Here is a 25,896-nt window from a genome sequence, read left to right as displayed (position 1 = left end):
AACTTTATGTCGTTTTAAAAGACTCATCAATTTAAGGACGGATAAAGGCTTGACTGGGTGAGATGCCAAGGTTGTACGAATAGAGGTCATCTGTCACAATAACCTTATATTGTGACTAACAAAAGGATAGCTCCATGGCTGAGATAACTGAAGTACCCAGCCCTTTTTGCGGTATCGGCACGGACGACCTGTGCATTCAGGTTGACGGCGTATCGCTTAAGGTGGTTGAAAACGGCTGCGCGGTTAATACGCCCGCTTTTGAACAGGCTATTACCGATACCCGTCCAAGAGTTGATGGCAAGGACGTCAGTCTGGATGAGGCTGTAGCCAGGGCGGCGGCGTTGTTAAAAAACACCAATCAACCGGTTATCGGCGGCTGTGCAACCGATGTTAACGGCATGCGGGCGTTGTTGGCGTTGGCGGATCGTAGCGGTGCTGTGGTCGATAATATGAATTTTACCGGTGCGCGGAACAATTTTCTGGCCTTACAGGATTCCGGCTGGATGAATACGACGCTGGCGGAAGTCAAAAACCGCTGCGATTTATTGCTGGTAGTCGGCGTCGATCTGGAAAGCTTTTCGCCGCGCTTTTTCGAGCGTTACCTGTGGAATGAAGAATCCATGTTCCTGGACGATACCGGCAAGCGCGAGGTTATCTATTTGGGCAAAACGCCTTCCGGTAACGCGTCCACGTCGCCTAGCGGCCAAAAAGCGCAGGTTTTCGAATGCGCCAATGAAGATTTGCCTGATGTTGTCGCGGTATTGCGGGCATTGGTTAAAGGCAATCCGATACGGGTCGATTCGGTCGGCGGCATTGCGGTAGTTGATTTGCAGGGTATTGCCGATAAATTAAAAGCGGCAAGCTACAGCGTAGTGACTTGGGCGGCCGGTGCGTTGGCCTATAGTCAGGCCGAATTGACGGTGCAAACCATTTCAGAAATGGTAAAGGATATTAACAACCAAAATACCCGTAGCTCCGGCTTGCCGTTAGGCGGCAAAGAAGGTGATCAGACGGCCAATCAGGTTTGCGGCTGGACGACCGGTTACCCGGCGCGTACCCGTTTTTCCAGCGGCTATCCCGAATACGATCCCTATTTGAACGATACGAATGCCTTGCTGGCTAATGGCGAGGCAGATGCTTTGGTCTGGGTGCAGGCGTTTAATGCTAAAGCCGTCCCACCGGTGACAACCTTGCCGACAATCGTGGTGGGCCGTTCCGGGATGACGTTTGCAAAAGAACCGGATGTGTTTATTCCTGTCGGGACGCCGGGCATCGATCATGCCGGCCATGCTTACCGGATGGATAACGTGGTCGCGATACGGCTGAAGAAGTTGCGCGAATCCGGCCTGCCCAGCACGTCTGACGTGCTTCATGCCATTGAACAAGCTTTGTAGGAAAATAGTATGTTGATTAAATTAACAGGTGGAGCTGTTTATGATCCTGCGAGCGGGATCGATGGCGCGAAACAGGATATTTACATTCAGGATGGGCGTATCGTCAATAAGCCTGTCGGCGATTTTAAGGTCGATAAAGAATACGATTTAACCGGCAAGGTGGTGATGTCCGGTGCGATTGATATGCATACACATATCGGCGGCGGCAAGGGCAATATCGCCAGAACCTTGTTGCCTGAAGATCATCGTCAGGACCCCGTTCACCGTACCGACATTTGCCGTTCCGGTTGCGGCCATGCGATGCCCAGCACCTTTGTGACCGGCTATCGTTACGCGGAAATGGGTTATACCGCCGGTTTTGAACCTGCCGTATTGCCGATTAATGCGCGTCAGGCGCATATGGAAATGGCCGACATTCCGATCCTGGATAAAGGTGGTTATGTGTTGATGGGCAGCGATGATTATTTGCTGCGCATGCTGACGGCCAAAAAAGACCAAAAAGCTATCAATGATTATGTCGCTTTTACCATGCAAGCCGCTAAAGCGATCGGCGTTAAAGTCGTTAATCCGGGCGGCATCAGTGCATTTAAATTTAATCAGCGCAAACTGGACCTGGACGAGCAAAACAGCCATTACGGCGTAACCCCGCGCGAGATTCTGCGCGTATTGGCAACGGCCGTTAAAGAGCTGGGCATTACGCATCCGCTGCATGTGCATGGTTGTAACTTGGGCGTGCCCGGCAACATGAATACTACGCTGGATACCATTCAGGGCGTAGGCGGCTTGCCGATGCATTTGACCCATATTCAGTTCCATAGTTATGGTACGGAAGGGGATTTCAAGTTTTCGTCCGGTGCGGCCCAGATTGCCGAAGCGGTTAACCTTAACAAGAACATCACGATTGATGTCGGGCAGATCCTGTTCGGTCAAACCGTAACAGCATCCGGCGACAACATGCGCCAACACGCCAATCATAAGCATGCCAGCCCGAATAAATGGGTGACGATGGATATTGAATGCGATGCGGGCTGCGGCGTTGTACCGTTCAAATACAAGGACCAGAACTTCGTTAACGCGCTGCAATGGGCGATTGGCCTGGAAACCTTCCTGCTGGTTGATGACCCGTGGCGTATTTTCCTGACCACGGACCATCCGAATGGCGCACCATTCACCAGCTATCCGCATTTGATCCGCTTGCTGATGGATAGAAGTTTCCGTAACGATGTGCTGGCTACGATTCATCCCGAAGCGCAAAAGATGACCACCTTGGCATCGATTGAGCGTGAATACAGTTTGCAGGAAATTGCGATTATGACCCGCGCCGGTGCGGCCAGACTGATCGGTCTGCAAGATCGCGGCGCTTTAAGCGCCGGTAACTGGGCGGATATTACCGTTTATACCGACAACGCCGACCGGCAGCTTATGTTCGAAAAACCGGATTATGTGTTTAAAGACGGTGAGCTGGTGGTGGTAGACGGCAAGGTTGTTCACACCAAATGGGGTACGACCCATGTCGTTAAGCCTGATTTTGATGCGTCGGTAGAAAAGGATTTGCAGAAATATTTTGACCGGTTCCTGACCATGAAACTGGGCAACTTTAAAATCAGCGATGACGAGATTACCGAAGATGGGCGCGGCAGTTTGACGGTGCATCCGCTTAAAGGGACTGTGGCATGATTGTTATAGGCTATTGAAAAATGACTGCGTTAACCTTGTCCGCTACCAAGCAGGATGTTAGAGAGGCTGAATTAAAGCTGGAGTTGAAAATTGTCGAATTTAAAGCCGAATTGATATGCTGGATTGTTGGAGTTGGATTCTTACAAACGATTTTGACTGCGGCATTGTTAATTAAGTTCAGTGTTGGAATGTAGTGGAAAACAAAGTGCTGCATGTGAATGATGCTCTTCCCGCCAGTCTGTGACTCGATTAAGATTCTATGAATAATATTGACATCAATTCGGCATGGGCTGCTGTTGCTCCGATACTTAGAAAATTTGATTTCTATGATATTAAGGATATTGTGGGGCTTGCTGGATTTGATTTAGAAATTCTCAAGGGACTAGGTTTTGATGCTAATAATTGGGGGAATCCAAATACGAGCCAGCTTGTGTCAGAAATAGGAGATTGTTTTCTGAGTTTTGCTGATGAAACGAAGCTTCGCTTTTTGAACACCGTCATAGAAGAAATATTCAGTGATCGATATAGGGTATTTTCATATGGCAATGAGATAGAGGAACCTGAAGGAAGAAAAGAAAGATTGCAATACTGCCTTGACAGATTAGGTTGGCAACTCATTGATAATAAGATATTGCCGATTGAAGTTTTAGATAGGTCAGATTTGGAAGAACTAGAGCCGTCTGCACGGGAAGAATTGATTAAAGCAGCAACAAAATTTCGCGACGGTGATTTAAGTGAAGCAATCTTATCTGCGTATGCCGCTGTTGAAAGCGTAATTGCGCGAGTATATCGAGATAAGAGTCTTGGCGAGGTAGATTACAGTAAATCCTTTCAGCATCGATGTAAAAAAGCACTAGAGGCAACTGGTGTATATACTGCTATTGATGGTCAATTAACTGGCATTGAATGGAAGGAAGGCGATATCAAAGTATTTAGGGCAAACCTTGAAGGGTCGCTCAAACAAGCTGCTCATGTGTTGCAATTGTTAAGAAATAATATGTCAAACGCCCACGGCTCAAAGCCGGTAATAAAACCTTTGGTTTTTGATAGCATCAAATGGTCGCAAATAATTGTTCGATTACTAAGTGAAAAATATGATGTTTAGTGCGATAGGCTTCAACAGCAGGATTTAGTCATGCAACAAACCATTACTGTAAACGACACCTTGTTGAAAAATGCCTCGCAATGTGTGGGCGTTGATGATTTTAATGAAATAATTAATATTGCTCTGCGCGAGTTAATCAAAAATCATCAAGCCGTTGATAAACGCCGCCAGCCGCCCGCATCTATCGCCGGTAAAGGCAAGATAATCGGCGATTTAATAGAGCCCAGTGTGACGAGTGAGGATTTTGAGTGTCTCAAATAGTCGTATTGGATACGCATATTTGGGTATGGTGGCTAAATGATAAGTTTAGTTACTTATCAGCGCAGCAAATTGACTGCATAGAACAAACCGAGCGGGTAGCTGTTTCGGTTATTTCGTGTTTTGAAATAGCGCAATTGGTAAAAGGTGGTCGTTTGGTTTTGCCTTTACCGGTTAGTGAATGGTTGCAAGAGGCTTTAGCTCCGGCCGGTATTGAGCTATTGCCGTTGTCACCCGCTATTACTTGCTGTGCTGTTGATTTAACCGATATTCATAAGGATCCGTTTGATCGGATGATTATCGGCACAGCTTTAAACTATCATGCTAAGTTAATGAGCGTCGATGGTCATTTTAAAAATTATCCCGAATTGCAAGGGCATTTGCTTGATATTTAGGTTAGAGATTTACCAATCAAGCTACGATACTGAAAAATAGTTCAATAATGAGTTTAACAATATGATTATTAACGGTGTAACCATAGACGCTACGTTTGCCGAAGCGTTTCCGATGAAAGCCACTCGCGCCATCATCACCGCACAAAATGAAAAGTGGGCGATGATCTCGGCCCAAGCCATGACCGGTTTTGCAACGTCGGTGATTGCCTGCGGTTGCGAGGCGGGAATTGAGCGGGTTCTTGATCCTTCCGAAACGCCTGACGGCCGCCCCGGCGTGTCGATCATGATTTTTGCGATGGGCGGCAAAGGTTTGGCCAAGCAGCTTGAAACACGCGCGGGTCAGTGCGTATTGACGTCGCCGACCTCAGCCTTGTTTGCCGGTATTGATGGCGGCACACGCATAGCCTTGGGTAAAAACCTGCGTTATTTCGGCGACGGTTTTCAAGTGGCTAAATTAATCGACGGCAAGCGTTACTGGCGTATTCCGGTCATGGACGGCGAGTTTTTGGCCGAAGCAACTACCGGGCAGGTTGATGCAGTCGGCGGCGGCAATTTCTTGGTGTTGGCCGAATCGCAACCGCAAGCTTTGGCGGCCTGTGAGGCGGCGATTGAAGAAATGCGCAAGATCCCGAATGTGATTATGCCGTTCCCCGGCGGCGTAGTGCGCTCCGGTTCCAAGGTGGGTTCAAAATATGCGGCTTTGGGCGCGTCAACCAATGATGCTTTCTGCCCGACTTTAAAGGGGATGACCAAAACCGACCTGTCGCCGGAAATCGAATCGGTCATGGAAATCGTTATCGACGGTTTAACCAAAGAAGACATTGATAAAGCCATGCGTGTGGGCATTCAGGCGGTCTGCGATTTAGGCGCTACGAACGGCATCAAACGCATTAGTGCGGGTAATTACGGTGGCAAGTTAGGGCCGTTCCACTTTCACTTACAGGAGATTATGGCATGAGCGCTTTAACCTTTACGCTGAAACTTAAGCCTGATCAGCGCGTGGATATGTCACCGCTGGTTTGCCATAAACTGGATGGTATGCAGGCGGCTGAAATTGCCGCTCTTACGTTACAGAATGGCAAGCGCAAGATTCGTGTCGACGAGTTATTCGATATTGCAGGTTCCGACGCGCAAAACATCGTCATAAAAAACAGTTTCGGTAAGCTTGATTTTATCGGCAAAGAACTGGATGGCGGACGCATAACGGTTGAAGGCGATGCGGGCGCTTATCTCGGTTTAGGCATGAAATCTGGCGAGATTGAAGTGTCCGGTGATGTAGGGATTTATGCGGCCTGCGAAATGAAGAAAGGCTTCCTAACGATTAACGGTAATGCCGGCGATTTTTTGGGCGCGGCTCTGCCCGGCAATAAAATGGGCATGAAAGGCGGAACCGTTCTGGTTAAAGGCAATGTCGGCGAGCGCGCCGGCGATCACATGCGGCGCGGCAACATTCTGATCGAGGGCAATGCCGGCGATTATTGCGGTTCCAGAATGACGGCGGGCACTATTGCGGTCATGGGGCAGACCGGAAAATATCTAGGGTTTGCGATGCGCCGGGGCACGTTATTGTTATGGAATCAGCCGCAGGCGTCGGCAAGATTCAATGATTGCGGTGCGCACACCTTGGCGTTTTTGCCGATACTGTTTGCCTCATTTAAGAAATTTAATTCCAAATTTGCAGACGGCTCTGCGGCTTTTAACCGGGTGCAGCGTTATGCTGGCGATATGTCGGAAATGGGGCGTGGCGAAGTATTGGTTAAAATAGGGTAGCGTACTTACATCATTCGACTTGCTTGTGGCTACAAAAAAGCCCCGTTTATCGGGGCTTTTTTGTATGGACTTTAAATCTTTCCGTCCAGGCCCATCTGGAAATATTTGTGGGTGATTTTATCCTGATTTTCCAGCAGCCAGTCGATATCCGGTGTGTTGGTCATGGCTTTGTGGATCGCTTGCGTCATGGCTTTACGGTGTATATCGAACAGGATTTGATGATCCAGATTGTCGTCCGTCGCAACACTCGGATTTAACCAGACTGAACAGATAATGCCTAAATCATTGGCTTTTTCCTTGGGAATGTCGCCGGCGCGCACTGCGTCAAGCACGCCGTTGGCAATGGCCGCTTGTACGGTACCCATCAGGATATTGGTGTAGCGGCTGTTTTTTACCGTTACCTTGCTAACCATCAGCGTTACCGGACGCACTTGAATGTCGGTGTTTAAAATGGCAAAGACTTTGGAATGGCCTTTAGACTGATTGCCGGTCAGTGTTGCGAGAGCAATGCCGACCGGGCCGTCCAGTTCTCCGATAATGATTTCAGGTTCTGCCGCGGTACCCGGCGGACCGCCTGCAACCAGCGCTTCGCCGGTGCGCAATATAATTCTTTCGCTCATGACTTAAAAACTCCAAATTAAAAATAGAGAAGATCGTAGAATAGCATGATTTGGATTATTTCTGAGTAGGGTCATGGCTTCGACATTAACAGTAAACAATCATAATCGGGATGTTGCCGGGTTGAAATATGTGTATCCGGTGTTTTCCAGGCGGGCGGGCGGCTTGTCGATCGGCATCAATTTTAATCCTAACAATGCCTGTAACTGGCGTTGCATTTATTGCCAGGTTCCCAATCTTAAAGTGGGCGCGGCGCCGGATATGGATTTTCAATTGCTGGGGCAAGAGTTGAGATTTTTTCTTGATGATGTTCTCAACGGCAATTTTTATCAGCGTTTCCAGGTCGATGAAGATAAACGGGTAATTAAGGATGTTGCTATTTCCGGCAATGGCGAACCGACCAGTCTAAAGGATTTCGATAAGGCCGTAGCTTTGATTGGCGAGGTGGCAGCAGAGGCCGGGATTTTGCCGCAGTGTAATTTTGTGCTGATTACCAATGGCAGTTTGGTGCATCGGCCCTGCGTCCAGGCGGGCCTGAAAAAGTTAAAGGAATATGGCGGCGAAGTATGGTTCAAGTTGGATAGCGCCACGGAAGAGGGCCGGGCTTTAATCAATAATACCGGACAGAGCTGTCAGGCGAGCGTGGAAAATCTGTTGCTTTCGGCAAGGCTTTGTCCGACCAAGCTGCAAACCTGTTTACTCGATTACGATAAACAAGGCTTGTCCTTAAAGGAAAAAAACGCATACCTGGATTTGCTTAAGGAGATTAAAGCAAAGGGTTGTGTGCTGAAGGGGGTGATGTTGTATACGATAGCAAGGCCGTCTCTCCAGCCTGAATCCAGTCGGCTGGAGAAGTTGTCGGTAGCAGTGTTGAATGCTTTTGCTGATGAAATCAGGCTTTTTGGTTTTGAGGTCTTAGTGTCTGGCTGAGCGATGTGTTAACTTTTGATATCCAGTAGGGATCCAAGTGTTTTTTTATCGGCTTCGAGTAATTTAACTGCGGCGGAGGTTTCCAGTTCGGCTTCTTTTAAGCTGAGTACCGGTTTGATAATATCGCCGGAATTGAACTCTGGACTGCCGACTTCATCGTTTTGTATGGGCAATTTAGCGATTACTTGGGCGGCATCCGCTGATTTATGCTGGGCTGTGTTGAGTAGATTCATTGCGCTGGTCGTTGGTGTAATGTTCATGTCGTACCCCCTAATACATTGAATTGGCATCAGGCTAATACTACATCTATATGGGGAATATGCAACGATAGAATCGTAATTTTAGGATGGAACTGTGAGAAATGGGGTATTTCTTTGAGCGACGAACGGTTATGTAGAATAAATGCTTTAATTTATAGCTTGTCGTCTTCGGATGATTCCAGGTACAATTACAAGTTCATTTAAAGTGCGAATGTGGCGGAACTGGTAGACGCGCTGGATTTAGGTTCCAGTAGGTTATCCTGTGAGAGTTCGAGTCTCTCCATTCGCACCACCCAATTCATAAGAGTCAGCCCTCATCGCTAACTTTTCAGTTCTTTTAAGCCGTCTACCGGTATTCTATAAAAAATCTTATTTTAAATTTAATTGAGGTAAAGAAATGCAAGTTTCTGTCGAAAAGACATCAGAATTAAGCAGAAAAATGACTGTTAGCGTGCCTGAGGAAGTTGTTCAGGAAAAAATGGCGGCACGTTTAAAATCGTTAGCGCGCGAAGTTAAAATTGATGGCTTTCGGCCGGGTAAAGCGCCCCAGCATGTTATCAAGAAAATGTATGGAGACCGGGTTCGTGGTGAAATAGCTGGAGATCTGGTTGAGACTACTTATTTTGAAGCATTAAAGGAACAGGATTTAAGACCTGCAGGTTATCCGCATATTCAGTCATCAGATGAATCTGATGGTTTCAAATATACTGCCGAGTTTGAAGTTTACCCTGAAATCTCACTGGAAGGCATTGATCAAATTGAAGTGGTGCGTCCTGTTGCGACCGTTCAAGATGTCGATGTGGACGGCATGATTGAGAAACTAAGAGCGCAAAAGAAAAGCTGGGCTACGGTCGAGCGCGCATCCCAGGAACCTGATCGCGTGACGATTAGTTTTTCCGGCGTTTCCGAGGGTGAGAACTTTACCGATGGAAAGGTAGAAAATTATTCAGTTGAAATCGGCGCGAAACAAATGATTCCGGGGTTTGAAGAAAATCTGGTTGGTCTCAGCGTTGGTGAGAAGAAAACCTTTGAGGTGTCTTTTCCTGAAGAATATGGCAATGAAAAATTGGCCGGTAAAGTGGCTGAGTTTGAAGTTGAAGTGATTAGTGTTGAAGAGCCTGTGCTGCCTGAAATCGATGATGCTTTTATTAAAGCGTATGGTATTGATGGTTCAGTGGATGCTTTCCGTGAAGATATCAAAAGCAATCTGGAAAATGAGCTTGAGCAGGCGTTGCGCAACAAGCTGAAAAACGCAGTGATGAATGCGTTAGCTGAAAAGATTCAGATCAGTGTTCCAAATACACTGGTTGACCAGGAAGTCGAAAGTATGATGAAGCCATACATCGAAACCGCCAAAAGACAGAAAATGAAGCTGGAAGATTTGAAGTTGCCCAGAGATGCTTTTGAAGAACAGGCAAAACGTCGTGTTGCGTTGGGTTTGATCTTAAGTGAAATTATTCATGAAAATGGTATTAAGGTGGACGACAATAAGGTACGCTCTACTATTGAAGACATGGCGAAAAGCTATGAGCGTCCCAAAGACGTGGTTGAATGGTATTATTCCGATGAAAACCGCTTGAACGATGTGCGGCAGATGGTTTTGGAAAATCAGACCATTGACTGGCTGGTTGCTCAAGCAAAAGTGACTGACGAGACTATAAGTTTTAGCGATGCTATGAACAAGCAAGGGTAAGGGGTTTAAATGTATAACCAGTACATAAGAAATCAAATGATGGCTCCAGAGGCAGCGGGTGGCTTGGTTCCTATCGTTATCGAGCAAACTGCTCGGGGCGAGCGTTCTTTCGATATTTATTCGAGATTATTAAAAGAGCGGGTGATCTTTCTGGTAGGGCAGGTTGAAGATTACATGGCTAATCTGGTTGTTGCCCAGTTGCTTTTTCTGGAATCGGAAAACCCCGATAAGGATATTCATTTATATATTAATTCGCCAGGCGGTTCGGTGACGGCGGGTATGTCGATCTATGACACCATGCAGTTCATTAAGCCCGATGTCAGCACCATGTGTATCGGCCAAGCCGCAAGTATGGGGGCCTTGCTGTTGACTGGCGGAGCCAAAGGCAAACGTTATTGCTTGCCTCACTCCAGAATGATGATTCATCAGCCATTGGGTGGCTTTCAGGGCCAAGCTTCGGATATTGATATTCATGCCAGAGAAATCCTGTCGATCAGGGAAAAGCTGAATAAAATTCTTTCTGATCATACTGGGCAGCCGATAGAAAAGGTTCAGCAAGATACTGACAGAGACAACTTCTTGAGTGCAAACGATGCGGTTAGTTACGGTCTGATTGATCAAGTATTGTCGAGCCGAGCAGCGATTGCGAATAAATAATGGTTGGAATTTTTTTGTATTTCGATCTATTCTTCGCCCTATCGAAAATAAAAACATCATCTCCGGATGTTTGCGGGAGCCTAATTTATGAGTAATGACAAAAACAGCAAAGACGACGATAAACTGCTTTATTGTTCTTTTTGCGGTAAAAGTCAGCATGAGGTCAGAAAGCTTATTGCAGGGCCGTCAGTTTATGTCTGTGATGAATGTGTGGATCTTTGTAATGATATTATCAAAGACGAATTACAGGATGATTCATCTTCTTTTAGCGGCGGTGAATTGCCCAAGCCGAAAGAGATAAAAGAAGAACTTGATAATTACGTTATCGGTCAGGAAAATGCGAAAAAGATTTTGGCGGTGGCTGTTTATAATCATTATAAGCGGCTGCGCAGTAAGTCTAAAAAAGATGCGGTTGAATTAGCAAAAAGTAATATTTTGTTGATTGGGCCTACCGGTTCAGGGAAAACCTTGCTGGCTGAGACCTTGGCGCGTTTACTGGACGTGCCGTTTACTATCGCCGATGCAACTACGTTGACAGAAGCCGGTTATGTAGGTGAGGACGTAGAAAACATTATTCAGAAGATTCTACAGAAATGTGATTATGATGTAGAAAAAGCGGAAACCGGCATCGTTTATATCGATGAGATCGATAAGATTTCCAGAAAATCCGATAATCCGTCGATTACCCGCGATGTTTCAGGCGAGGGTGTGCAGCAGGCTTTGTTGAAGCTGATTGAAGGCACCATCGCTTCGGTTCCGCCTCAAGGTGGACGCAAGCACCCGCAACAGGAGTTTTTGCAAGTTAATACGGCTAATATCCTGTTTATAGTCGGAGGCGCTTTTGCCGGTTTGGATCGGGTTATTAAGGATCGTTCCGAGAAAGGCGGGATTGGTTTCGCAGCCGAAATAAAGACCAAAGACGAGTCTAAAAATATTGGTCAGCTGTTTGCCGAAGTCGAAGCTGAGGATCTGATTAAATATGGTTTGATTCCTGAATTCGTTGGCCGTCTGCCGGTTGTTGCTACATTAGAGGAACTGGACGAGAAAGCTTTAGTGCAGATACTAACTGAGCCCAAAAATGCACTAATCAAACAATACAAGCACTTATTTGAGATGGAAGGCGCCGAGCTGGAGTTTCGCGATGATTCCTTGGTTGCAATCGCCCGTAAAGCCATGGAAAGAAAAACCGGCGCGAGAGGATTAAGGACGATTGTTGAAAATGTCCTGTTGAACACCATGTATGAGTTGCCGTCTGCGGATAATATTTGCAAGGTTGTTGTCGATGGCAGTGTCATTTTAGGTGAATCGGAACCTATTCTGGTTTATGAAGCCGAAAAGAAAAAAGCTTCTGCCGAATCTTAAAAGAAATTTTTGCCGGTTGATAAAAAGGGAGTCTTTATTTTAAAGCTCCCTTTTTTTATGCAGTAGATAGTTTAAAAAATACTATTTTGAGCCGGCAAGCTTGCTATTTAAATTAACATCCCCATAATTTCTCTTTCTAAGAAAAATTGGTAAGGTTCCATTTATGGAAACGCACAAAATGACAGAGTTACAACAAATAAATGTACTGATTCCGGTTTTGCCGCTCAGAGATGTGGTCGTTTATCCGCATATGGTCATTCCCTTGTTTGTCGGTAGGGAAAGGTCGATTGATGCTTTAGATGCCGCCATGAAAGACAATAAACAGATTTTATTGGTCGCGCAAAAAGAGGCTGAAGTCGATGAGCCGGATATTGCTGATCTTTATGAGATCGGCACCCTGGCTAATATCTTACAGATGCTGAAATTACCTGATGGAACTGTCAAGGTTTTGGTTGAAGGGATTCAGCGCAGCAAAGTGTTGCGTTACAAAGAAACGGGGGATTATTTTTCTGCCGAGGTGACGGAAATTCACGATATTTTAAAACTCACTGAGCAAGAGCAGGATGTGTTACAGCGGACGGTGATTAATTCGTTCGATCAATACGTTAAGCTGAATAATAAGATTCCGCCGGAAGTCTTGAATTCATTGTCCGGTATTGACGATCCAAGCCGTCTTGCCGATACGATGGCGGCTCATATGACTTTAAAGGTTAATGAAAAGCAGGCTATTCTTGAAACAGCAGACATTGAAAAGCGGTTGGAAGATTTAATGACCTTAATGGAAGGGGAGGTTGACCTTCTGGAGATGGAGAAAAGAATCCGGGTGCGCGTTAAGCAGCAAATGGAGAAGAACCAAAGGGAATACTATCTGAATGAACAGATGAAGGCGATTCAAAAAGAATTGGGGGACATGGATGATGTACCCAATGAAATTGAAGAGCTGGCGAAGAAAATTGAGAGCGCCGGTATGTCTAAAGAAGCCCGGGCAAAAGCGGATGCAGAGCTTAACAAGCTTAAGCAGATGTCGCCTATGTCAGCCGAGGCAACCGTGGTGCGCAATTATATTGACTGGATGGTCAATGTACCCTGGAAGAAAAAAACCAAAGTACGTCATGATTTAAAGCTTGCCGAGCAGGTTTTGGAGGCCGAGCATTACGGGTTGGAGAAAGTTAAAGAGCGTATTCTTGAATATCTTGCCGTTCAGCAACGGGTGAAGCAGCTCAAAGGGCCTATTTTGTGTTTGGTGGGACCTCCGGGTGTAGGTAAAACCTCGTTGGGTGAGTCCATTGCCAGGGCAACCAATCGCAAATATGTGCGTATGGCTCTGGGCGGCGTGCGCGATGAGGCTGAAATCCGCGGGCATCGTCGAACTTATATAGGTTCTATGCCGGGTAAAATTTTGCAGAATCTGTCCAAAGTGAAAACGCGGAACCCTATGTTTTTGCTCGATGAAATCGATAAAATGGCGGCCGATTTTCGGGGAGATCCGGCGTCGGCTTTATTAGAGGTGCTGGATCCCGAGCAGAATCACACTTTTTCAGATCATTATCTGGAAGTGGATTTCGATTTGTCGGATGTGATGTTTGTTGCGACTGCCAATACTATGAATATACCTCCGGCGCTGCTGGACAGAATGGAAGTTATACGCATTGCCGGTTATACGGAAGACGAAAAAATCAATATCGCAATCCGGTATTTGATCCCGAAGCAAGTTAATAATAACGGTCTTAAGGATCGGGACATTCAGATCACGGAAGAGGCTGTCAGGGATATGATCCGTTATTACTCTCGGGAAGCGGGGGTGCGGAGTCTTGAGCGTGAAATCTCGAAAATTTGCCGTAAAGTGGTTAAGGATTTGCTGTTAAAGCCAAGAAAAAGCAAAGTTGTGGTTAATTCGGGAAATTTGGATAAATATCTAGGGGTTAGGCGTTTTCATTACGGTTTGGCTGAAGAGAAAGATCAGATTGGACAAGTGACCGGTTTGGCCTGGACCGAAGTGGGGGGCGAATTGCTGACTATTGAGACAGCGGTAATTCCGGGAAAAGGCAAGCATTCGGCAACCGGTAAGCTCGGTGATGTCATGAAAGAGTCAATTGAAGCCGCGATGACGGTGGTCAGGAGCCGGTCGGAAATCCTGGGTATTGATAATGAGCTGTTTCAGAAAAATGATATACATATCCATGTGCCGGAAGGCGCGACTCCCAAAGATGGTCCGAGTGCCGGGGTGGGTATGTGTACCGCTATCATCTCAGCTTTGACCAAAATACCTGTTCGCGCCTGTGTAGCTATGACAGGTGAAATTACCTTGCGAGGAGAGGTGTTGCCTATCGGGGGATTGAAAGAAAAACTCCTGGCGGCTCACCGCGGAGGGATAACAACAGTTTTGATTCCAGCTGAGAATGAAAAAGATTTGGCAGAGATACCGGAAAATATCAAGCAAAATCTTAAGATCAAACCCGTCCATTGGATTGACGAGGTATTGGAAGTCGCTTTGCAATATATGCCCATGCCTGTTGAAAAGATAGAAGCGGAAGAGCAAGGAAAAAATGAAGCTGACGCAGTTAAAATAATAAAACAGGGTTTAACAGCACATTGACTAATGCTAAGTTTTGTTAAGGAATTGGCAAAACCGCAAAAATCAGGGCTTCCGGGGTGGTAATGCTTGACACTGCGCAAGCCCAGTTGTTATAAATACCGGTGTTTTTTGTGCTGCCGAGGATGGGGCATCAAGAATTATCACGCTGAGCTTTTAGAATATAACTTTAAAAAATGACTTCCTAAGGGGGAATAATGAATAAATCGGAACTTATTGACGCTATAGCAGAATCTGCTGAATTAACTAAAGCGGATGCGGGTCGTGCATTAGATGGCTTTATTGGTGCAGTTACAAAAGCCTTAAGCAACGGTGATTCAGTTGCTTTAGTTGGATTTGGAACATACGCTGTAAAAGAAAGAGCGGAGCGCAAAGGACGTAATCCACAGACTGGGGCTGAGATTACTATTAAGGCTGCAAAAATTCCTTCATTTAAAGCTGGTAAATCTTTAAAAGATGCTGTAAACTAGGATTTCTTTAGTCGGGTGCTTAGCTCAGCTGGGAGAGCATCGCCCTTACAAGGCGAGGGTCGGGGGTTCGAACCCCTCAGCACCCACCAGACTTTGGAGTGGTAGTTCAGTTGGTTAGAATACCGGCCTGTCACGCCGGTGGTCGCGGGTTCGAGCCCCGTCCACTCCGCCAAAATCAAAAAAGCCCCGGATCGATTGGTTCGGGGCTTTTTTTTTGATTAAAATTAAGTTGTTTCTTTAGGACAGAGCATATGCTGACAAAAATTAGAGAAAAAGCACAAGGTGCTTTTGCATGGGGTATTTTGATAGTAATTTGTGTGCCCTTTGCTTTATGGGGGATTCAGAACTATTTGGATACCGGAAAAGAAGCACCTGTCGCTTCCGTAGGCGATAAGGATTTTTTTCAGCGCGATGTTAACAAGGCTTATGAGCAGTATAGCCAGAATCTTCAAGGGATGACCATTGACGAACAAAGCTTGAAGGCGCAGGCGTTGGAGAAGCTGATAAAGGATGAAGTTTTATTGCAATATGTGCATGCCAAAGGCTTGGTTACAACGGATGATACCGCGCGCGAATTTATACAATCGCTGCCTTATTTTCAGGTAGATGGTAAGTTTGATGACAAGCGGTATAAAACAATGCTTAATTTACAAAAAATGTCCTCAGCGGAATTTGTAAACAGGATCAAGAGCGCACTGATCATGGAGCAGTTTCAGCGCAGCATTATAGATAGCAGTTTTGCAACGAAATATGATGTGGAAAGTTTTTTCAAAATCCAGAATCAGCAACGTGATGTAGATTATGTCACTGTTGCGGTGCAAAAAACGGCAGAGCAACCCACAGAGGAAGAAATCACAGCCTATTATCAACAGCATCAGGATGCCTATCAAACGCCTGAGCAAATCTCTATAGAATACATAGAATTATCGCTTGAAGATATAGCCAAGACGATAGCGGTAACTGATGACAAATTGAAAGCTTATTATGAGGAGCAAAAAGATCAATACACTACCGCAGAACGAAGGAAAATCAGTCATATCCTGTTTGCAATTAATGACAAAACCGACGAGAAAACGGCTTTGGAAAAAGCCTTGAACGCAAAAAAAGAATTGGCTAATAAAGATTTTGCGGCTGTTGCGGCGGAAGTTTCCGACGATAAGTTAACCGCTAAAACAGGCGGGGATTTAGGCCTGTTTAATGTCGGCGTCATGGAAAAATCATTTGAGGATGCGGCGAGCGCTCTAAAGCTGGGTGAAGTTTCAAACCCCGTTAAGTCGGCATTCGGTTATCATCTGATTAAAGTAACCGAGTTGGCGCCGGGAGAAGTCAAACCGTTCGATTCAGTGAAAAACGAAGTGGCCAAGGCTTATCAGAAAGCCCAAGCGGAAAATGCCTTTTATGAGGCGGGTGAAACCTTGACCGAAATGAGTTATGAAAATCCCGACAACCTGAAAACAGTTGCAGACGCTTTAGGCGTCACCATTAAGAAATCGGCCTTATTCACCAAAGACAAGGGCGAGAGCATTGCCGCTGAAGAGAAAGTTCGGAGTGCAGCCTTCACTGAAGAAGTTCTGCATGGTAACAATAGCGCACCGATAGAATTGGGAACCGACAGCCTGGTTGTGTTGCGGCTGTTGGAACACAAAGCGGCGGCTGCGCGTGAGCAAAAAGATGTTAAGCCGGAGATAGTTGCGGTATTACAGTCCGATAAAGCCAGGCGGCAGGCTGCTGAAACAGCTAAAAAGATCAAGGCTAAATTACAGGCGGGCGATTCTATTCAGGCTGTAGCGGCTGAGAACAAGCTGCAAGTTAAAACAGTGGCGGGTTTAACACGCAGCAAAGATGGTTTGCCATTGGTGCTGAGTGATGCGATTTTTAGGGCGGCTAAACCAGTGGGCGGAAAATCCACTGTTTTTATTGCTGAATTACCCGCCGGAGAACAAGCGGTTGTGAGTTTGTCGAAAGTAAAGGAAGGCGTAATGACTGAAGACGATAAAAAGCAGCTGGAACTGGCGACGAAGAATATTGCCAAGGCTTTCGGGCAGACTGAGTTTAATGCGTTGATAAACAGCTTGCAGGCCGATGCCGATATATCGGTGAAGCGGTAGAGCGGAGCCCATCACATAGTTGAGTGATGGGGTTGGATACTACCGAGCCGGAAATAAAAAAGGGAGCTTTAAGCTCCCTTTTTTGCGTCAAGATTTTTGCTTTTAAGACGCTGCTAAGCCGGCAATATTATAGCCGCAATCGACAAAAGTAATTTCGCCGGTAATACCCGAAGCCAGGTCGGAACACATGAAAGCCGCCGCGTTGCCGACTTCTTCAATGCTGACGTTTCTCTTTAAAGGCGCGGTATCGGCCGCTTTGCTGAGCATGGATTTAAAATCATTAATACCCGAGGCGGCAAGCGTTCTGATCGGGCCGGCGGAAATCGCATTAACGCGCGTACCTTCCGCGCCTAACGCAACAGCCATATAGCGGACATTGGCTTCCAGGCTGGCTTTGGCGACACCCATTACGTTGTAATTAGGGATCGCCCGGTCGGCGCCTAAGTAAGACAGGGTTAACAGTGAGCCGTTGCGGCCCGCCATCATTGCGCGTCCGGCTTTTGCCAATGCAGTAAAGCTGTAAGAACTCACATCATGAGCGATTTTAAAGTTTTCGCGGGTGGTGACATCAACATAATCGCCGTTCAGCGCGTCGCGGGGTGCGTAAGCGACCGAGTGCACGATGCAATCCAGGCCGTCCCAATGCTCGCCCAGTTTTTTAAAGACATTGTCGATATGCTCATCAATGCTGACATCGCATTCAATGGTAATGTTGGAATCACATTGCCCTGCCATTTCTTCGACGCGACTTTGCAGTTTTTCATTTTGAAAGGTAAAGGCCAATTCAGCTCCTTCGCGGTGCATGGCTTGGGCAATGCCCCATGCAATTGAACGGTTACTGGCTAAGCCTACAATCAAGACACGTTTGCCCTGCATAAAACCCATTATCATCTCCCCATGTTTTTGTTGTTACAATAGAGTTTCAAGTATCTATGACCCTTATATTGATGTCCAGTCTTTTGTCCATGAAGATGCAAACCTTCAAAGCTCGTGCGTTAGTTCCGATATTGACGGCCATGTTTTTGGCCGCGACGTTTTCGTGTGCGGCATCGGCGCAACTGAACAATCCCTATACCGAAGACGAGAGCGGGCAAGCGGTTTTGTACGAATCGTTTTCGGAGCGACCCAAGCACATGGATCCGGCTGTCGCCTACAGTTCCAACGAATATGCCTTTATCTCGCAGATTTACGAACCGCCGTTTCAATATCATTATCTGAAGCGGCCTTATCAAGTGGTGCCGCTAACCGCCGTCCGTATGCCGGAAGTTATTTATCTGAACCCCAAAGGCGAAAAGCTGGAGCAGGGTGCAAATGACCGCGATATTGGGTTTACCGATTATATTATTGATATTCAATCCGGTATTCGCTACCAGCCGCACCCGGCGCTGGCTAAAAATCCTCAGGGCAATTATGAATATCACCGGTTAAGCGCAGCGCAAATCGAGGCAGCTACGTCGCTTAATGACTTTAACGCGACCGGTTCGCGCGAATTGACTGCCGAGGATTATGTCTACCAAATCAAGCGTTTGGCGCATCCCAAAATTCAGTCGCCGATAGCCGAAATCATGAAGAATTATATCGTCGGCTTTGACGATTTTTCCAAACAGGTCAAAGACAAGCCCAAGACGGCGATCAGGGACCTGGCGATAGAAGGCGCAACAGCGCTCAGCCCTTACCAGTACCGCATCCGCATTAAAGGCAAATATCCGCAATTTATCTACTGGCTGGCCATGCCGTTTTTCTCGCCGATGCCGTGGGAAGCGGATGTGTTTTACGATCAGCCGGGACTTGCCGACAAAAACATTACCCTGGACTGGTTCCCGATAGGCACCGGGCCTTACCTGTTGGCGGAGAATAACCCGAACCGACGCATGATCCTGCTGAAAAATCCGCTGTTTCATGTTGAAACCTATCCGAGCGAAGGCGAGCCTGACGACCGGCAAAAAGGCCTGCTGGCCGACGCCGGAAAACAGCTGCCGTTTATCGATAAAGTGGTTTTCATGCTGGAAAAAGAAACCATCCCCTACTGGACAAAATTCCTGCAAGGCTATTACGATGCCTCGGGCATCGCCTCGGACAGTTTCGACCAAGCCATACAATTTACCGGCAGCGGCGGCGTGGCGCTGACGCCTTCCTTGTTGGAAAAGGGCATCCAGTTGCAAACTTCAGTGACGACCACCAGTTTTTACATGGGCTTTAATATGCTGGACGCGACCGTAGGCGGAGCGTCCGAGCAGGCTCGAAAGTTGCGGCAGGCTATCTCCATTGCGGTCGACTATGAAGAGTTTATCTCCATTTTCATGAACGGGCGCGGCGTTGCGGCGCAAGGCGTTTTGCCGCCCGGCATCTACGGGGTTGATGATAAAAGCGGCTTCAATCCCTATGTTTACGATAGTCTGAATGACAAAGCTTCCGCTCCTGCTCACGCCCCTTACCTACATCCTGTAGGTAAAGCTCAGCGTAAAAAAATCGATGCCGCGCGGCAACTGATGACCGAAGCCGGTTATGCAGGCGGCATAGATCCCAAAACCAAAGAAGCGCTGATTTTGTATTTCGATACCACGGCCACCAGCGTTGACGACCGCCCCAGGATGAACTGGTATCGCAAGCAATTTGAAAAACTGGGTATAAAACTGGTGATACGCGCTACCGACTACAATCGTTTCCAGGAAAAAATGCGCAACGGCAACGCCCAGTTGTTTTTCTGGGGCTGGAATGCCGATTATCCCGATCCCGAGAATTTCTTTTTCCTGCTGTACGGTCCGAATTCCAAAGTGCAATATGGCGGCGAAAACGCCGCAAATTACCATAATCCCGAATTCGACCGTTTATTCGAGCAAATGCGTAATATGGATAACGGCGAGCAACGTTACCGGGTTATTCAGCAAATGCAGGAGATCGTGCGCCGTGACGCGCCGTGGATTTTCGGCTTTCATCCGAAGAATTTTTCACTGTTTCACGGCTGGTATAAAAACCTCAAACCGAACCTGATGGCGAACAACCAGCTTAAATATACCCGCATCGATATGGCCGCCCGAGCTGAAAAAAGACGGCAATGGAACCAACCGGTATTTTGGCCTTTGGTGCTCGGCGGCGCGGTGTTTGTACTGATGTTGATTCCGGCGGTTAATGCTTACCGCCGCCGCGTCAAGGAGACCGTGCAATGACCCAATATATTATCCGTCGGCTTTTATACAGCTTACCGCTGTTGATGGGCGTCAATATTTTAACCTTCGTCCTGTTCTTCGTCGTCAACAGCCCGGACGATATGGCGCGTATGCAGCTGGGGCAAAAGCACGTTACCGAACAAGCCATCGCCAACTGGAAACAGCAACACGGCTACGATGTGCCGCTGCTCTGGAATGATTCCGCGCAAGGCGGGGGGAAAATAACCGACACCGTTTTTTACCAAAAATCGGTCGGCTTGTTTTTGTTCCGTTTCGGCGTGTCCGATAGCGGCCGGAATATCGGCGCGGACATTAAAGAACGCGCCTGGCCCAGTCTTGCCGTAGCCTTGCCGACATTAATGATCGGCTTGCTGGTGAATATTTGTTTTGCGCTGATGATGGTGTTGTTCCGCAACAGTTATGTCTCCAAGGATGGTGTGTATGCCGCAGGCCGGTCGGGAGCCGGCGCGGCGCTGGAACATACGGGCATCGTGTTGTGCGTGATTTTGATGTCGATTTCCTCGCTGTTTTACATTATCGGCGGCCAGTTTTTCATCGGCAAAGTCTTAAGGCTGGTGCCTATTTCCGGCTACGACGACGGCATGGCGGCGGTTAAATTCCTGATTTTGCCGGTGCTGATCGGCGTGTTTTCAGGCATAGGTTCGGGTACGCGTTGGTATAGAACGCTGTTTTTGGAAGAAGTCGGAAAAGACTATGTGCGCACCGCAAGGGCCAAGGGCCTGAGCGAAACCCAAACCCTGTTCCGGCATGTATTGCCCAATGCGATGATTCCCATTTTGACCGGCGTCGTGGTGGTGTTGCCGCTGTTGTTCATGGGCAGCCTGATCATGGAATCGTTTTTCAGCATCCCCGGTTTGGGCAGTTACACCATAGACGCGATCAACAGTCAGGATTTTGCGATCGTTCGCGCGATGGTTTTCTTAGGTTCGGTGCTCTATGTGATCGGGCTGTTGTTGACCGACATTTCCTATACCCTGGTTGACCCGCGCGTGAGGTTATCGTAATGGTAGTATTGTGGACAGACGCGCTGATCTATTTGCTGATTGTTGTGATATTGGCGCTGGGCTTGCACCTGCGTGGCAAAGAACACATCAAGCGCCCGCTGCAACAGATTGGCCGCAGCAAAATCGGCATGGTGTCGCTGGTAGTGCTGCTGTTTTTTGTATTGATCGGTTTGCTCGATTCCGTGCATTTTAAGCCCACCGATGACACAAAAAACGAGATTATCAGCCTGCTGGACTATTGGGCGACGCCGCTACGGGAACATGGCGAAAAAACCTATTCCGCGCCTTTTGCGACTAAGCTGTACAGTAAGGAAATGATCGCGATGCCGGACGGCTCCATGCAATGGGGCTATCCGCGCCTGGAGTTCGGCGGCAGGCATTTGAATAATCCCGAGATGGAAAAAATCCCCGATATTTTACAAAAAGCACTTTACGGCCTAGCTCAAGGCGCGAGCCTGATTGTTTTTTTTATGTTGCTGATGTGGGGGTTATTAGCTGAGCAACATAAACGCTTGATGCTCAGCTCAACGGCGAAAACGGTTTTGGCTGTCGTATTTGTGATCGTATCGTTTAGTTATGCTTTAATTTATCTATCCCCTTATTACCATGTGTTCGGCACCGACAAAGTCGGAGAAGACGTGTTTTATCAAGCCGTAAAAAGCATCCGCACCGGGCTGGTCATCGGCACGTTAACCACGTTAATCATGCTGCCGATGGCGATCATCTTCGGCATCCTGGCCGGATTTTTTCGCGGCTGGGTGGACGATGTGATCCAATACATCTACACCACGCTCAATTCCATCCCCGGCGTATTGCTGATCGCCGCTTCGATCCTGATGGTGCAGGTATACATGGCCAGCCATGAGTCGGACTTTACCAGCGTTATCGTCAGGGCCGATACGCGTTTATTGTTCCTGTGCATGATACTCGGCGTGACCAGTTGGACAGGCTTGTGCCGGTTGCTCAGGGCGGAAACCCTCAAGCTCAGGGAAATGGAATACGTCCAGGCCGCCTCGGCCTTGGGCGTCAAGCAAGGTGCGATTTTACTGCGCCATATCCTGCCTAACGTGATGCACATCGTGCTGATCTCGGTGGTGCTGGATTTCAGTTCTCTGGTGCTGGCCGAAGCGGTGTTGTCGTATATCAATATCGGCGTCGATCCGACCAGTTACAGCTGGGGCAATATGATTAACGGCGCAAGGCTGGAAATGGCGCGTGAGCCTATCGTGTGGTGGTCGCTGACGGCCGCCTTTGTGTTTATGTTTGCGCTGGTGCTGGCAGCCAATCTGTTTGCCGACGTGGTGCAGGATGCGTTCGACCCGAGACGGAGCGGCAATGAATAATCCTCTATTGGTCGTCGATCATCTTAACGTCACCTTCAACCATAAGCAGACGGTCGTCGACGACATCAGTTTTGAAATCCATGCGGGCGAAACCTTCGCATTGGTTGGCGAGTCCGGTTCAGGCAAATCGATCACCGCCTTGTCGGTGCTCAGGTTATTGCCGAACAATGCAAGGCTTAACGCCGAAGCGATTAGTTTGCACGGCGATAATTTACTGGGCCGCTCTGAATTCGAGCTGTGCAAAATTCGCGGCCGTCGCATCGGCTTTATTTTCCAGGACCCGATGTCCTCGCTGAACCCGGTGATGACCATCGGCAGCCAGATCGAGGAAGTCATCAAGCTGCATTTCAACCTGCCTAGGGACGCAGTAAAACAACGGGCGCTGGAATTATTGCAGCAGGTTGAACTGCCCGAGCCTCAGCAACGCATTAACGACTATCCGCATCAACTTTCCGGCGGCCAGCGGCAACGGGTCATGATTGCGATCGCGTTGGCGGGACAGCCGGATTTGTTAATCGCCGATGAGCCGACTACATCGCTGGACGTGACCATCCAGGCGCAAATCCTGGCGTTGCTGAAAAACATCCAGCAACAGACCGGCATGGCCTTGTGGCTGATCAGCCACGACTTGGCGCTGGTGTCCACCATCGCGGACCGGGTTGCGGTTATGCAGCAGGGTAAAATCGTCGAAACCGGTTTAACCTCCGAGTTCTTCAACCGGCCCAAACACCCTTACACCCGCAAGCTGCTTAACGCGCTGCCGTCGATGCAAAGCTGCCTGATGCACAGCGTCGAGGAAAAACCTCCGTTACTCCAGGTCAGCGATTTTTATTGCCATTACCCGATACGGAAAGGCCTATTCAAGCGGGTTGTCGATTATGTGCGGGCGGTCGACGGCGTCAGTTTCGACATCCAGCAAGGTAAAACCCTGGCGCTGGTCGGCGAATCCGGCTGTGGTAAAACCACCCTGGGCAAGAGCTTGTTAAACCTGATCCCAGGCAGCGGACGAGTCGTGATCAACGGCGTCGAGTTGAATGCCTTGAGCGGCGAAGCGTTGCGGCGACAGCGCGCCAATATCCAGATCGTGTTCCAGGACCCGTTTTCGTCGATGAACCCGCGCATGCTGGTCGGCGACATCATCGCAGAAGGCATCAGGGCCTTGCATCCCGAGGTGAGTTCAGAGCAACGCAAGGCCAGGGTCCGGCAACTGTTGCAGCAAGTCGGTTTGCCCGAGGATTCGGCGCTACGTTATCCGCATGAATTTTCCGGCGGCCAGCGCCAGCGTATCTGCATTGCCCGCGCCTTGGCGGTCGATCCCAAGCTGATCGTCTGCGACGAGCCGACTAGCGCGCTGGATGTGTCGGTGCAGGCGCAGATTATCCAATTGCTCAAAACCTTGCAGCGGGAAAAGGGCGTCAGCTATTTGTTCATCACCCACGATCTTGCCGTCGTCGCGGAAATCGCCGATGACGTGGCGGTGATGTACCGGGGCAAGATCGTAGAGCAGGGCAGCGTGGCCGATGTCTTGACCCGGCCGAAACAGGCTTATACCCAAAAGCTGCTGGCGGCTGTGCCGGTTTTGAAAACAGATCATTGATCGCGCAACCAATCAACTTTACCTTTTAACTTTGTGGATAAACTATGAAAAAACAAATCCTGCTTGCCGTAACAATAGTTCTCGGCACCTTAGCCTTGACTGCGTCAGCCGAAGAAATCGGTGATGTAACCACGACATTCAAACTGCTGGGGGCCAATCATAAAATTGTGATCGAAGCCTTCGACGATCCCGATGTTCCGGGTGTGGCCTGTCATGTATCGCGCGCTAAAACAGGCGGAATGAAAGGCGCGGTGGGTCTGGCTGAAGATCCATCGGAAGCATCGATTGCATGCCGGCAAATAGGTCCAATCGATACGGGCAAACTGGATAAATTGAAAAATGGCGATGTGGTATTTAAGGAAAACCTGTCGCTGGTTTTTAAGACGCTGCAAGTCGTGCGTTTCTACGATAAAAAACACAATGTTCTGGTCTATCTGGCATACAGCGACAAGGTGATTGAGGGGTCCCCAAAGAACTCTATTTCATCGGTGCCGGTTATGAAGTGGCAGTAGTAAAGGCGTAGGACGCAATACGCTGAAGTTATTGCGTCCTACAGGACTACAGCTTTGGACATCGGACGTTCGTTTCAATTACGTTAAAAACACAAAAATAAAAGCCACTGAAAAACTCAACGTGCCGAAAAACATCGGGTCTTTCAAAAATCGATTAAAAATCCCGATCAATATGGCCCCGCCCAGAAGATAAAAAGGGAATACAAAAACAGTGGTGAAATGCCCCATATCTCCAGGGACATAATAAAATATGAACGTGTTAAGGAAGTAATTGCTTGAAATATTGACGAATATTTCAAGCAACAACGCTTCTATCGCGAGAAAAACAGCAAAAATATATTCCTCATATTTAATTTTATAAGACTGAAGCTTTTTTCGGACAAAATAAAGGTGATAACCGTAAAGTGACCACTGAAAAAACGCAAAAATCGAGGTATCGCCATGATGTACGGGCGCTACCTGGTATGTCCAAAGAGACGAGTCGAAAGCGGCTCTATAGAAGTTATTGATAGCCACCTCGCTGATGCATCCTATCAGGGCGAGTGTTCCTGAAAACATGTAAACTTCTTTGACGCTTATCGGCGTTGATCGTTCGGTCAGCGCGACGCCGGTAACACAAATAACTGCAACCAAATACAAGAAAAAAAGTGTAAGGTTTGTATCCATAAGGTAGTTCTCTAAACAGATTTAATGGGGCATGTCGCCCTTGTTCGAAACGCAAGGCGTTGCTTAGGGAAGCGCTGAACAAATCGATTCCGCTCATGGTTCGACAAGCTCACCACGAACGGAATCAACAATTTACCGTTCGTCCTGAGCCTGTCGAAGGACTTAATCAGCGCTTCCTTAGGAACGTGCATGAAATAACTTGAGCAAGTTTTATTTTTCATTTTTTAACCATGAAGGACATGAAGCGGCATGAAAGGTTTAAGTCTTCATGCTCTTCATGGTAATTGCCTAAATTA

At 47.7% G+C, this 25,896-nt stretch carries 24 protein-coding genes and 3 tRNA genes; 23 read left to right on the top strand and 4 right to left on the bottom strand.

Going from position 1 to position 25,896, the window contains the following annotated elements; all coding sequences use genetic code 11:
• Window positions 1-134 precede the first annotated feature (134 nt).
• From V3O24_RS06525 to V3O24_RS06490, 8 genes are all read left to right on the top strand, one after another.
• Window positions 135-1,394 carry a formylmethanofuran dehydrogenase subunit B gene (locus V3O24_RS06525; protein WP_331306653.1) on the top strand — a complete coding sequence of 420 codons (1,260 nt, stop codon included), beginning with the start codon at window positions 135-137 and terminating at the stop codon, window positions 1,392-1,394.
• Window positions 1,395-1,403: 9 nt separating this feature from the next.
• Window positions 1,404-3,071, top strand: coding sequence for a formylmethanofuran dehydrogenase subunit A (locus V3O24_RS06520; RefSeq protein ID WP_331306652.1), 1,668 nt, complete (start codon window positions 1,404-1,406; stop codon window positions 3,069-3,071).
• A gap of 20 nt (window positions 3,072-3,091) precedes the next feature.
• Window positions 3,092-3,265 (top strand): hypothetical protein, encoded by a 174-nt coding sequence (locus V3O24_RS06515; RefSeq protein ID WP_331306651.1) that lies wholly within the window; start codon window positions 3,092-3,094, stop codon window positions 3,263-3,265.
• Between the two features lie 65 nt (window positions 3,266-3,330).
• Complete coding sequence (locus V3O24_RS06510; RefSeq protein ID WP_331306650.1) at window positions 3,331-4,176, top strand: hypothetical protein; 846 nt, start codon at window positions 3,331-3,333, stop codon at window positions 4,174-4,176.
• Between the two features lie 30 nt (window positions 4,177-4,206).
• Complete coding sequence (locus tag V3O24_RS06505) at window positions 4,207-4,437, top strand: type II toxin-antitoxin system VapB family antitoxin (protein WP_331306649.1); 231 nt, start codon at window positions 4,207-4,209, stop codon at window positions 4,435-4,437.
• Entirely contained in the window at window positions 4,425-4,829 is a 405-nt protein-coding gene (locus V3O24_RS06500) for a type II toxin-antitoxin system VapC family toxin (protein ID WP_104422705.1), read from the top strand. The genes V3O24_RS06505 and V3O24_RS06500 overlap by 13 nt, the downstream gene beginning before the upstream one ends.
• A gap of 61 nt (window positions 4,830-4,890) precedes the next feature.
• The gene (gene fhcD, locus V3O24_RS06495; RefSeq protein WP_104422704.1) at window positions 4,891-5,787 is read left to right on the top strand and encodes a formylmethanofuran--tetrahydromethanopterin N-formyltransferase; all 897 of its coding nucleotides are present in this window, start codon (window positions 4,891-4,893) and stop codon (window positions 5,785-5,787) included.
• The gene (locus V3O24_RS06490; protein ID WP_104422703.1) at window positions 5,784-6,599 is read left to right on the top strand and encodes a formylmethanofuran dehydrogenase subunit C; all 816 of its coding nucleotides are present in this window, start codon (window positions 5,784-5,786) and stop codon (window positions 6,597-6,599) included. Before fhcD ends, V3O24_RS06490 begins: the two co-directional genes overlap by 4 nt.
• A 71-nt stretch (window positions 6,600-6,670) precedes the next feature.
• Here V3O24_RS06490 and fae read toward each other — a convergent pair whose 3' ends face one another.
• Window positions 6,671-7,219: a formaldehyde-activating enzyme gene (gene fae, locus V3O24_RS06485; protein WP_104422702.1), complete on the bottom strand. Its 549-nt coding sequence runs from the start codon at window positions 7,217-7,219 to the stop codon at window positions 6,671-6,673.
• Between the two features lie 73 nt (window positions 7,220-7,292).
• Between fae and V3O24_RS06480 the strand changes: the two genes are divergently transcribed.
• On the top strand, window positions 7,293-8,147 hold the full coding sequence (locus V3O24_RS06480; RefSeq protein WP_104422701.1) for a radical SAM protein: 855 nt from the start codon (window positions 7,293-7,295) through the stop codon (window positions 8,145-8,147).
• An 8-nt stretch (window positions 8,148-8,155) separates the two neighbouring features.
• On the opposite strand, the gene V3O24_RS06475 is transcribed toward V3O24_RS06480, so the two are convergent.
• Complete coding sequence (locus V3O24_RS06475) at window positions 8,156-8,407, bottom strand: hypothetical protein (protein WP_104422700.1); 252 nt, start codon at window positions 8,405-8,407, stop codon at window positions 8,156-8,158.
• 207 nt (window positions 8,408-8,614) lie between these two features.
• Between V3O24_RS06475 and V3O24_RS06470 the strand changes: the two genes are divergently transcribed.
• The 9 genes from V3O24_RS06470 to V3O24_RS06430 all read left to right on the top strand — a co-directional run bounded on the left by V3O24_RS06470 (window position 8,615) and on the right by V3O24_RS06430 (window position 17,290).
• Window positions 8,615-8,699, top strand: a tRNA-Leu gene (locus V3O24_RS06470).
• A gap of 105 nt (window positions 8,700-8,804) precedes the next feature.
• Entirely contained in the window at window positions 8,805-10,100 is a 1,296-nt protein-coding gene (gene tig, locus V3O24_RS06465; protein WP_104422699.1) for a trigger factor, read from the top strand.
• Window positions 10,101-10,139: 39 nt separating this feature from the next.
• Window positions 10,140-10,757 (top strand): ATP-dependent Clp endopeptidase proteolytic subunit ClpP, encoded by a 618-nt coding sequence (gene clpP / locus V3O24_RS06460; RefSeq protein WP_104422997.1) that lies wholly within the window; start codon window positions 10,140-10,142, stop codon window positions 10,755-10,757.
• Between the two features lie 87 nt (window positions 10,758-10,844).
• The gene (gene clpX, locus V3O24_RS06455) at window positions 10,845-12,119 is read left to right on the top strand and encodes an ATP-dependent Clp protease ATP-binding subunit ClpX (RefSeq protein ID WP_104422698.1); all 1,275 of its coding nucleotides are present in this window, start codon (window positions 10,845-10,847) and stop codon (window positions 12,117-12,119) included.
• 178 nt (window positions 12,120-12,297) lie between these two features.
• Window positions 12,298-14,715: an endopeptidase La gene (gene lon, locus V3O24_RS06450; protein WP_331306648.1), complete on the top strand. Its 2,418-nt coding sequence runs from the start codon at window positions 12,298-12,300 to the stop codon at window positions 14,713-14,715.
• Window positions 14,716-14,909: 194 nt separating this feature from the next.
• Window positions 14,910-15,182 (top strand): HU family DNA-binding protein, encoded by a 273-nt coding sequence (locus V3O24_RS06445; RefSeq protein WP_104422696.1) that lies wholly within the window; start codon window positions 14,910-14,912, stop codon window positions 15,180-15,182.
• A 13-nt stretch (window positions 15,183-15,195) separates the two neighbouring features.
• Window positions 15,196-15,271 (top strand) — tRNA-Val (locus V3O24_RS06440).
• A 6-nt stretch (window positions 15,272-15,277) separates the two neighbouring features.
• Window positions 15,278-15,354: transfer RNA gene (locus V3O24_RS06435), tRNA-Asp, on the top strand.
• A gap of 79 nt (window positions 15,355-15,433) precedes the next feature.
• Entirely contained in the window at window positions 15,434-17,290 is a 1,857-nt protein-coding gene (locus tag V3O24_RS06430; protein WP_331306647.1) for a SurA N-terminal domain-containing protein, read from the top strand.
• Between the two features lie 102 nt (window positions 17,291-17,392).
• On the opposite strand, the gene V3O24_RS06425 is transcribed toward V3O24_RS06430, so the two are convergent.
• Window positions 17,393-18,175, bottom strand: a complete 783-nt coding sequence (locus V3O24_RS06425; protein WP_104422694.1) for an enoyl-ACP reductase — start codon at window positions 18,173-18,175, stop codon at window positions 17,393-17,395.
• 47 nt (window positions 18,176-18,222) lie between these two features.
• On the opposite strand from V3O24_RS06425, the gene V3O24_RS06420 reads away from it, so the two are divergent.
• Genes V3O24_RS06420 through V3O24_RS06400 form a run of 5 tightly spaced genes read left to right on the top strand, consistent with a single transcriptional unit; the run spans window position 18,223 to window position 24,934 of the window.
• Window positions 18,223-20,457 (top strand): ABC transporter substrate-binding protein, encoded by a 2,235-nt coding sequence (locus V3O24_RS06420; RefSeq protein ID WP_331306646.1) that lies wholly within the window; start codon window positions 18,223-18,225, stop codon window positions 20,455-20,457.
• Entirely contained in the window at window positions 20,454-21,482 is a 1,029-nt protein-coding gene (locus V3O24_RS06415) for an ABC transporter permease (RefSeq protein WP_331306645.1), read from the top strand. Before V3O24_RS06420 ends, V3O24_RS06415 begins: the two co-directional genes overlap by 4 nt.
• Complete coding sequence (locus V3O24_RS06410; protein WP_331306644.1) at window positions 21,482-22,825, top strand: ABC transporter permease; 1,344 nt, start codon at window positions 21,482-21,484, stop codon at window positions 22,823-22,825. The genes V3O24_RS06415 and V3O24_RS06410 overlap by 1 nt, the downstream gene beginning before the upstream one ends.
• Window positions 22,818-24,422 (top strand): dipeptide ABC transporter ATP-binding protein, encoded by a 1,605-nt coding sequence (locus V3O24_RS06405; protein ID WP_331306643.1) that lies wholly within the window; start codon window positions 22,818-22,820, stop codon window positions 24,420-24,422. The genes V3O24_RS06410 and V3O24_RS06405 overlap by 8 nt, the downstream gene beginning before the upstream one ends.
• A gap of 44 nt (window positions 24,423-24,466) precedes the next feature.
• The gene (locus V3O24_RS06400) at window positions 24,467-24,934 is read left to right on the top strand and encodes a CreA family protein (protein ID WP_331306642.1); all 468 of its coding nucleotides are present in this window, start codon (window positions 24,467-24,469) and stop codon (window positions 24,932-24,934) included.
• Window positions 24,935-25,012: 78 nt separating this feature from the next.
• Here V3O24_RS06400 and V3O24_RS06395 read toward each other — a convergent pair whose 3' ends face one another.
• The gene (locus tag V3O24_RS06395) at window positions 25,013-25,600 is read right to left on the bottom strand and encodes a hypothetical protein (protein WP_331306641.1); all 588 of its coding nucleotides are present in this window, start codon (window positions 25,598-25,600) and stop codon (window positions 25,013-25,015) included.
• Window positions 25,601-25,896 lie beyond the last annotated feature (296 nt).

Source organism: Methylobacter sp. Wu8 (genome assembly GCF_036440755.1).
Taxonomy (GTDB): Bacteria; Pseudomonadota; Gammaproteobacteria; order Methylococcales; family Methylomonadaceae; genus Methylobacter_A; species Methylobacter_A tundripaludum_A.
Note: the sequence above shows the minus strand (reverse complement) of the source record. Positions and strands in the feature narration are given on the sequence as shown.

Bases quoted from the DNA above. Each gene is read 5' to 3' on its own strand.
- V3O24_RS06410 (WP_331306644.1), top strand. From the start codon at position 21,482: ATGGTAGTATTGTGGACAGACGCGCTGATCTATTTGCTGATTGTTGTG.
- clpX (WP_104422698.1), top strand. From the start codon at position 10,845: ATGAGTAATGACAAAAACAGCAAAGACGACGATAAACTGCTTTATTGT.
- V3O24_RS06510 (WP_331306650.1), top strand. From the start codon at position 3,331: ATGAATAATATTGACATCAATTCGGCATGGGCTGCTGTTGCTCCGATA.
- V3O24_RS06445 (WP_104422696.1), top strand. From the start codon at position 14,910: ATGAATAAATCGGAACTTATTGACGCTATAGCAGAATCTGCTGAATTA.
- V3O24_RS06515 (WP_331306651.1), top strand. From the start codon at position 3,092: ATGACTGCGTTAACCTTGTCCGCTACCAAGCAGGATGTTAGAGAGGCT.
- V3O24_RS06415 (WP_331306645.1), top strand. From the start codon at position 20,454: ATGACCCAATATATTATCCGTCGGCTTTTATACAGCTTACCGCTGTTG.
- V3O24_RS06520 (WP_331306652.1), top strand. From the start codon at position 1,404: ATGTTGATTAAATTAACAGGTGGAGCTGTTTATGATCCTGCGAGCGGG.
- V3O24_RS06475 (WP_104422700.1), bottom strand. From the start codon at position 8,407: ATGAACATTACACCAACGACCAGCGCAATGAATCTACTCAACACAGCC.
- clpP (WP_104422997.1), top strand. From the start codon at position 10,140: ATGGCTCCAGAGGCAGCGGGTGGCTTGGTTCCTATCGTTATCGAGCAA.
- V3O24_RS06490 (WP_104422703.1), top strand. From the start codon at position 5,784: ATGAGCGCTTTAACCTTTACGCTGAAACTTAAGCCTGATCAGCGCGTG.
- fhcD (WP_104422704.1), top strand. From the start codon at position 4,891: ATGATTATTAACGGTGTAACCATAGACGCTACGTTTGCCGAAGCGTTT.
- V3O24_RS06480 (WP_104422701.1), top strand. From the start codon at position 7,293: ATGGCTTCGACATTAACAGTAAACAATCATAATCGGGATGTTGCCGGG.
- V3O24_RS06525 (WP_331306653.1), top strand. From the start codon at position 135: ATGGCTGAGATAACTGAAGTACCCAGCCCTTTTTGCGGTATCGGCACG.
- V3O24_RS06405 (WP_331306643.1), top strand. From the start codon at position 22,818: ATGAATAATCCTCTATTGGTCGTCGATCATCTTAACGTCACCTTCAAC.
- V3O24_RS06400 (WP_331306642.1), top strand. From the start codon at position 24,467: ATGAAAAAACAAATCCTGCTTGCCGTAACAATAGTTCTCGGCACCTTA.
- V3O24_RS06425 (WP_104422694.1), bottom strand. From the start codon at position 18,175: ATGGGTTTTATGCAGGGCAAACGTGTCTTGATTGTAGGCTTAGCCAGT.
- V3O24_RS06505 (WP_331306649.1), top strand. From the start codon at position 4,207: ATGCAACAAACCATTACTGTAAACGACACCTTGTTGAAAAATGCCTCG.
- tig (WP_104422699.1), top strand. From the start codon at position 8,805: ATGCAAGTTTCTGTCGAAAAGACATCAGAATTAAGCAGAAAAATGACT.
- V3O24_RS06420 (WP_331306646.1), top strand. From the start codon at position 18,223: ATGACCCTTATATTGATGTCCAGTCTTTTGTCCATGAAGATGCAAACC.
- lon (WP_331306648.1), top strand. From the start codon at position 12,298: ATGACAGAGTTACAACAAATAAATGTACTGATTCCGGTTTTGCCGCTC.
- fae (WP_104422702.1), bottom strand. From the start codon at position 7,219: ATGAGCGAAAGAATTATATTGCGCACCGGCGAAGCGCTGGTTGCAGGC.
- V3O24_RS06395 (WP_331306641.1), bottom strand. From the start codon at position 25,600: ATGGATACAAACCTTACACTTTTTTTCTTGTATTTGGTTGCAGTTATT.
- V3O24_RS06430 (WP_331306647.1), top strand. From the start codon at position 15,434: ATGCTGACAAAAATTAGAGAAAAAGCACAAGGTGCTTTTGCATGGGGT.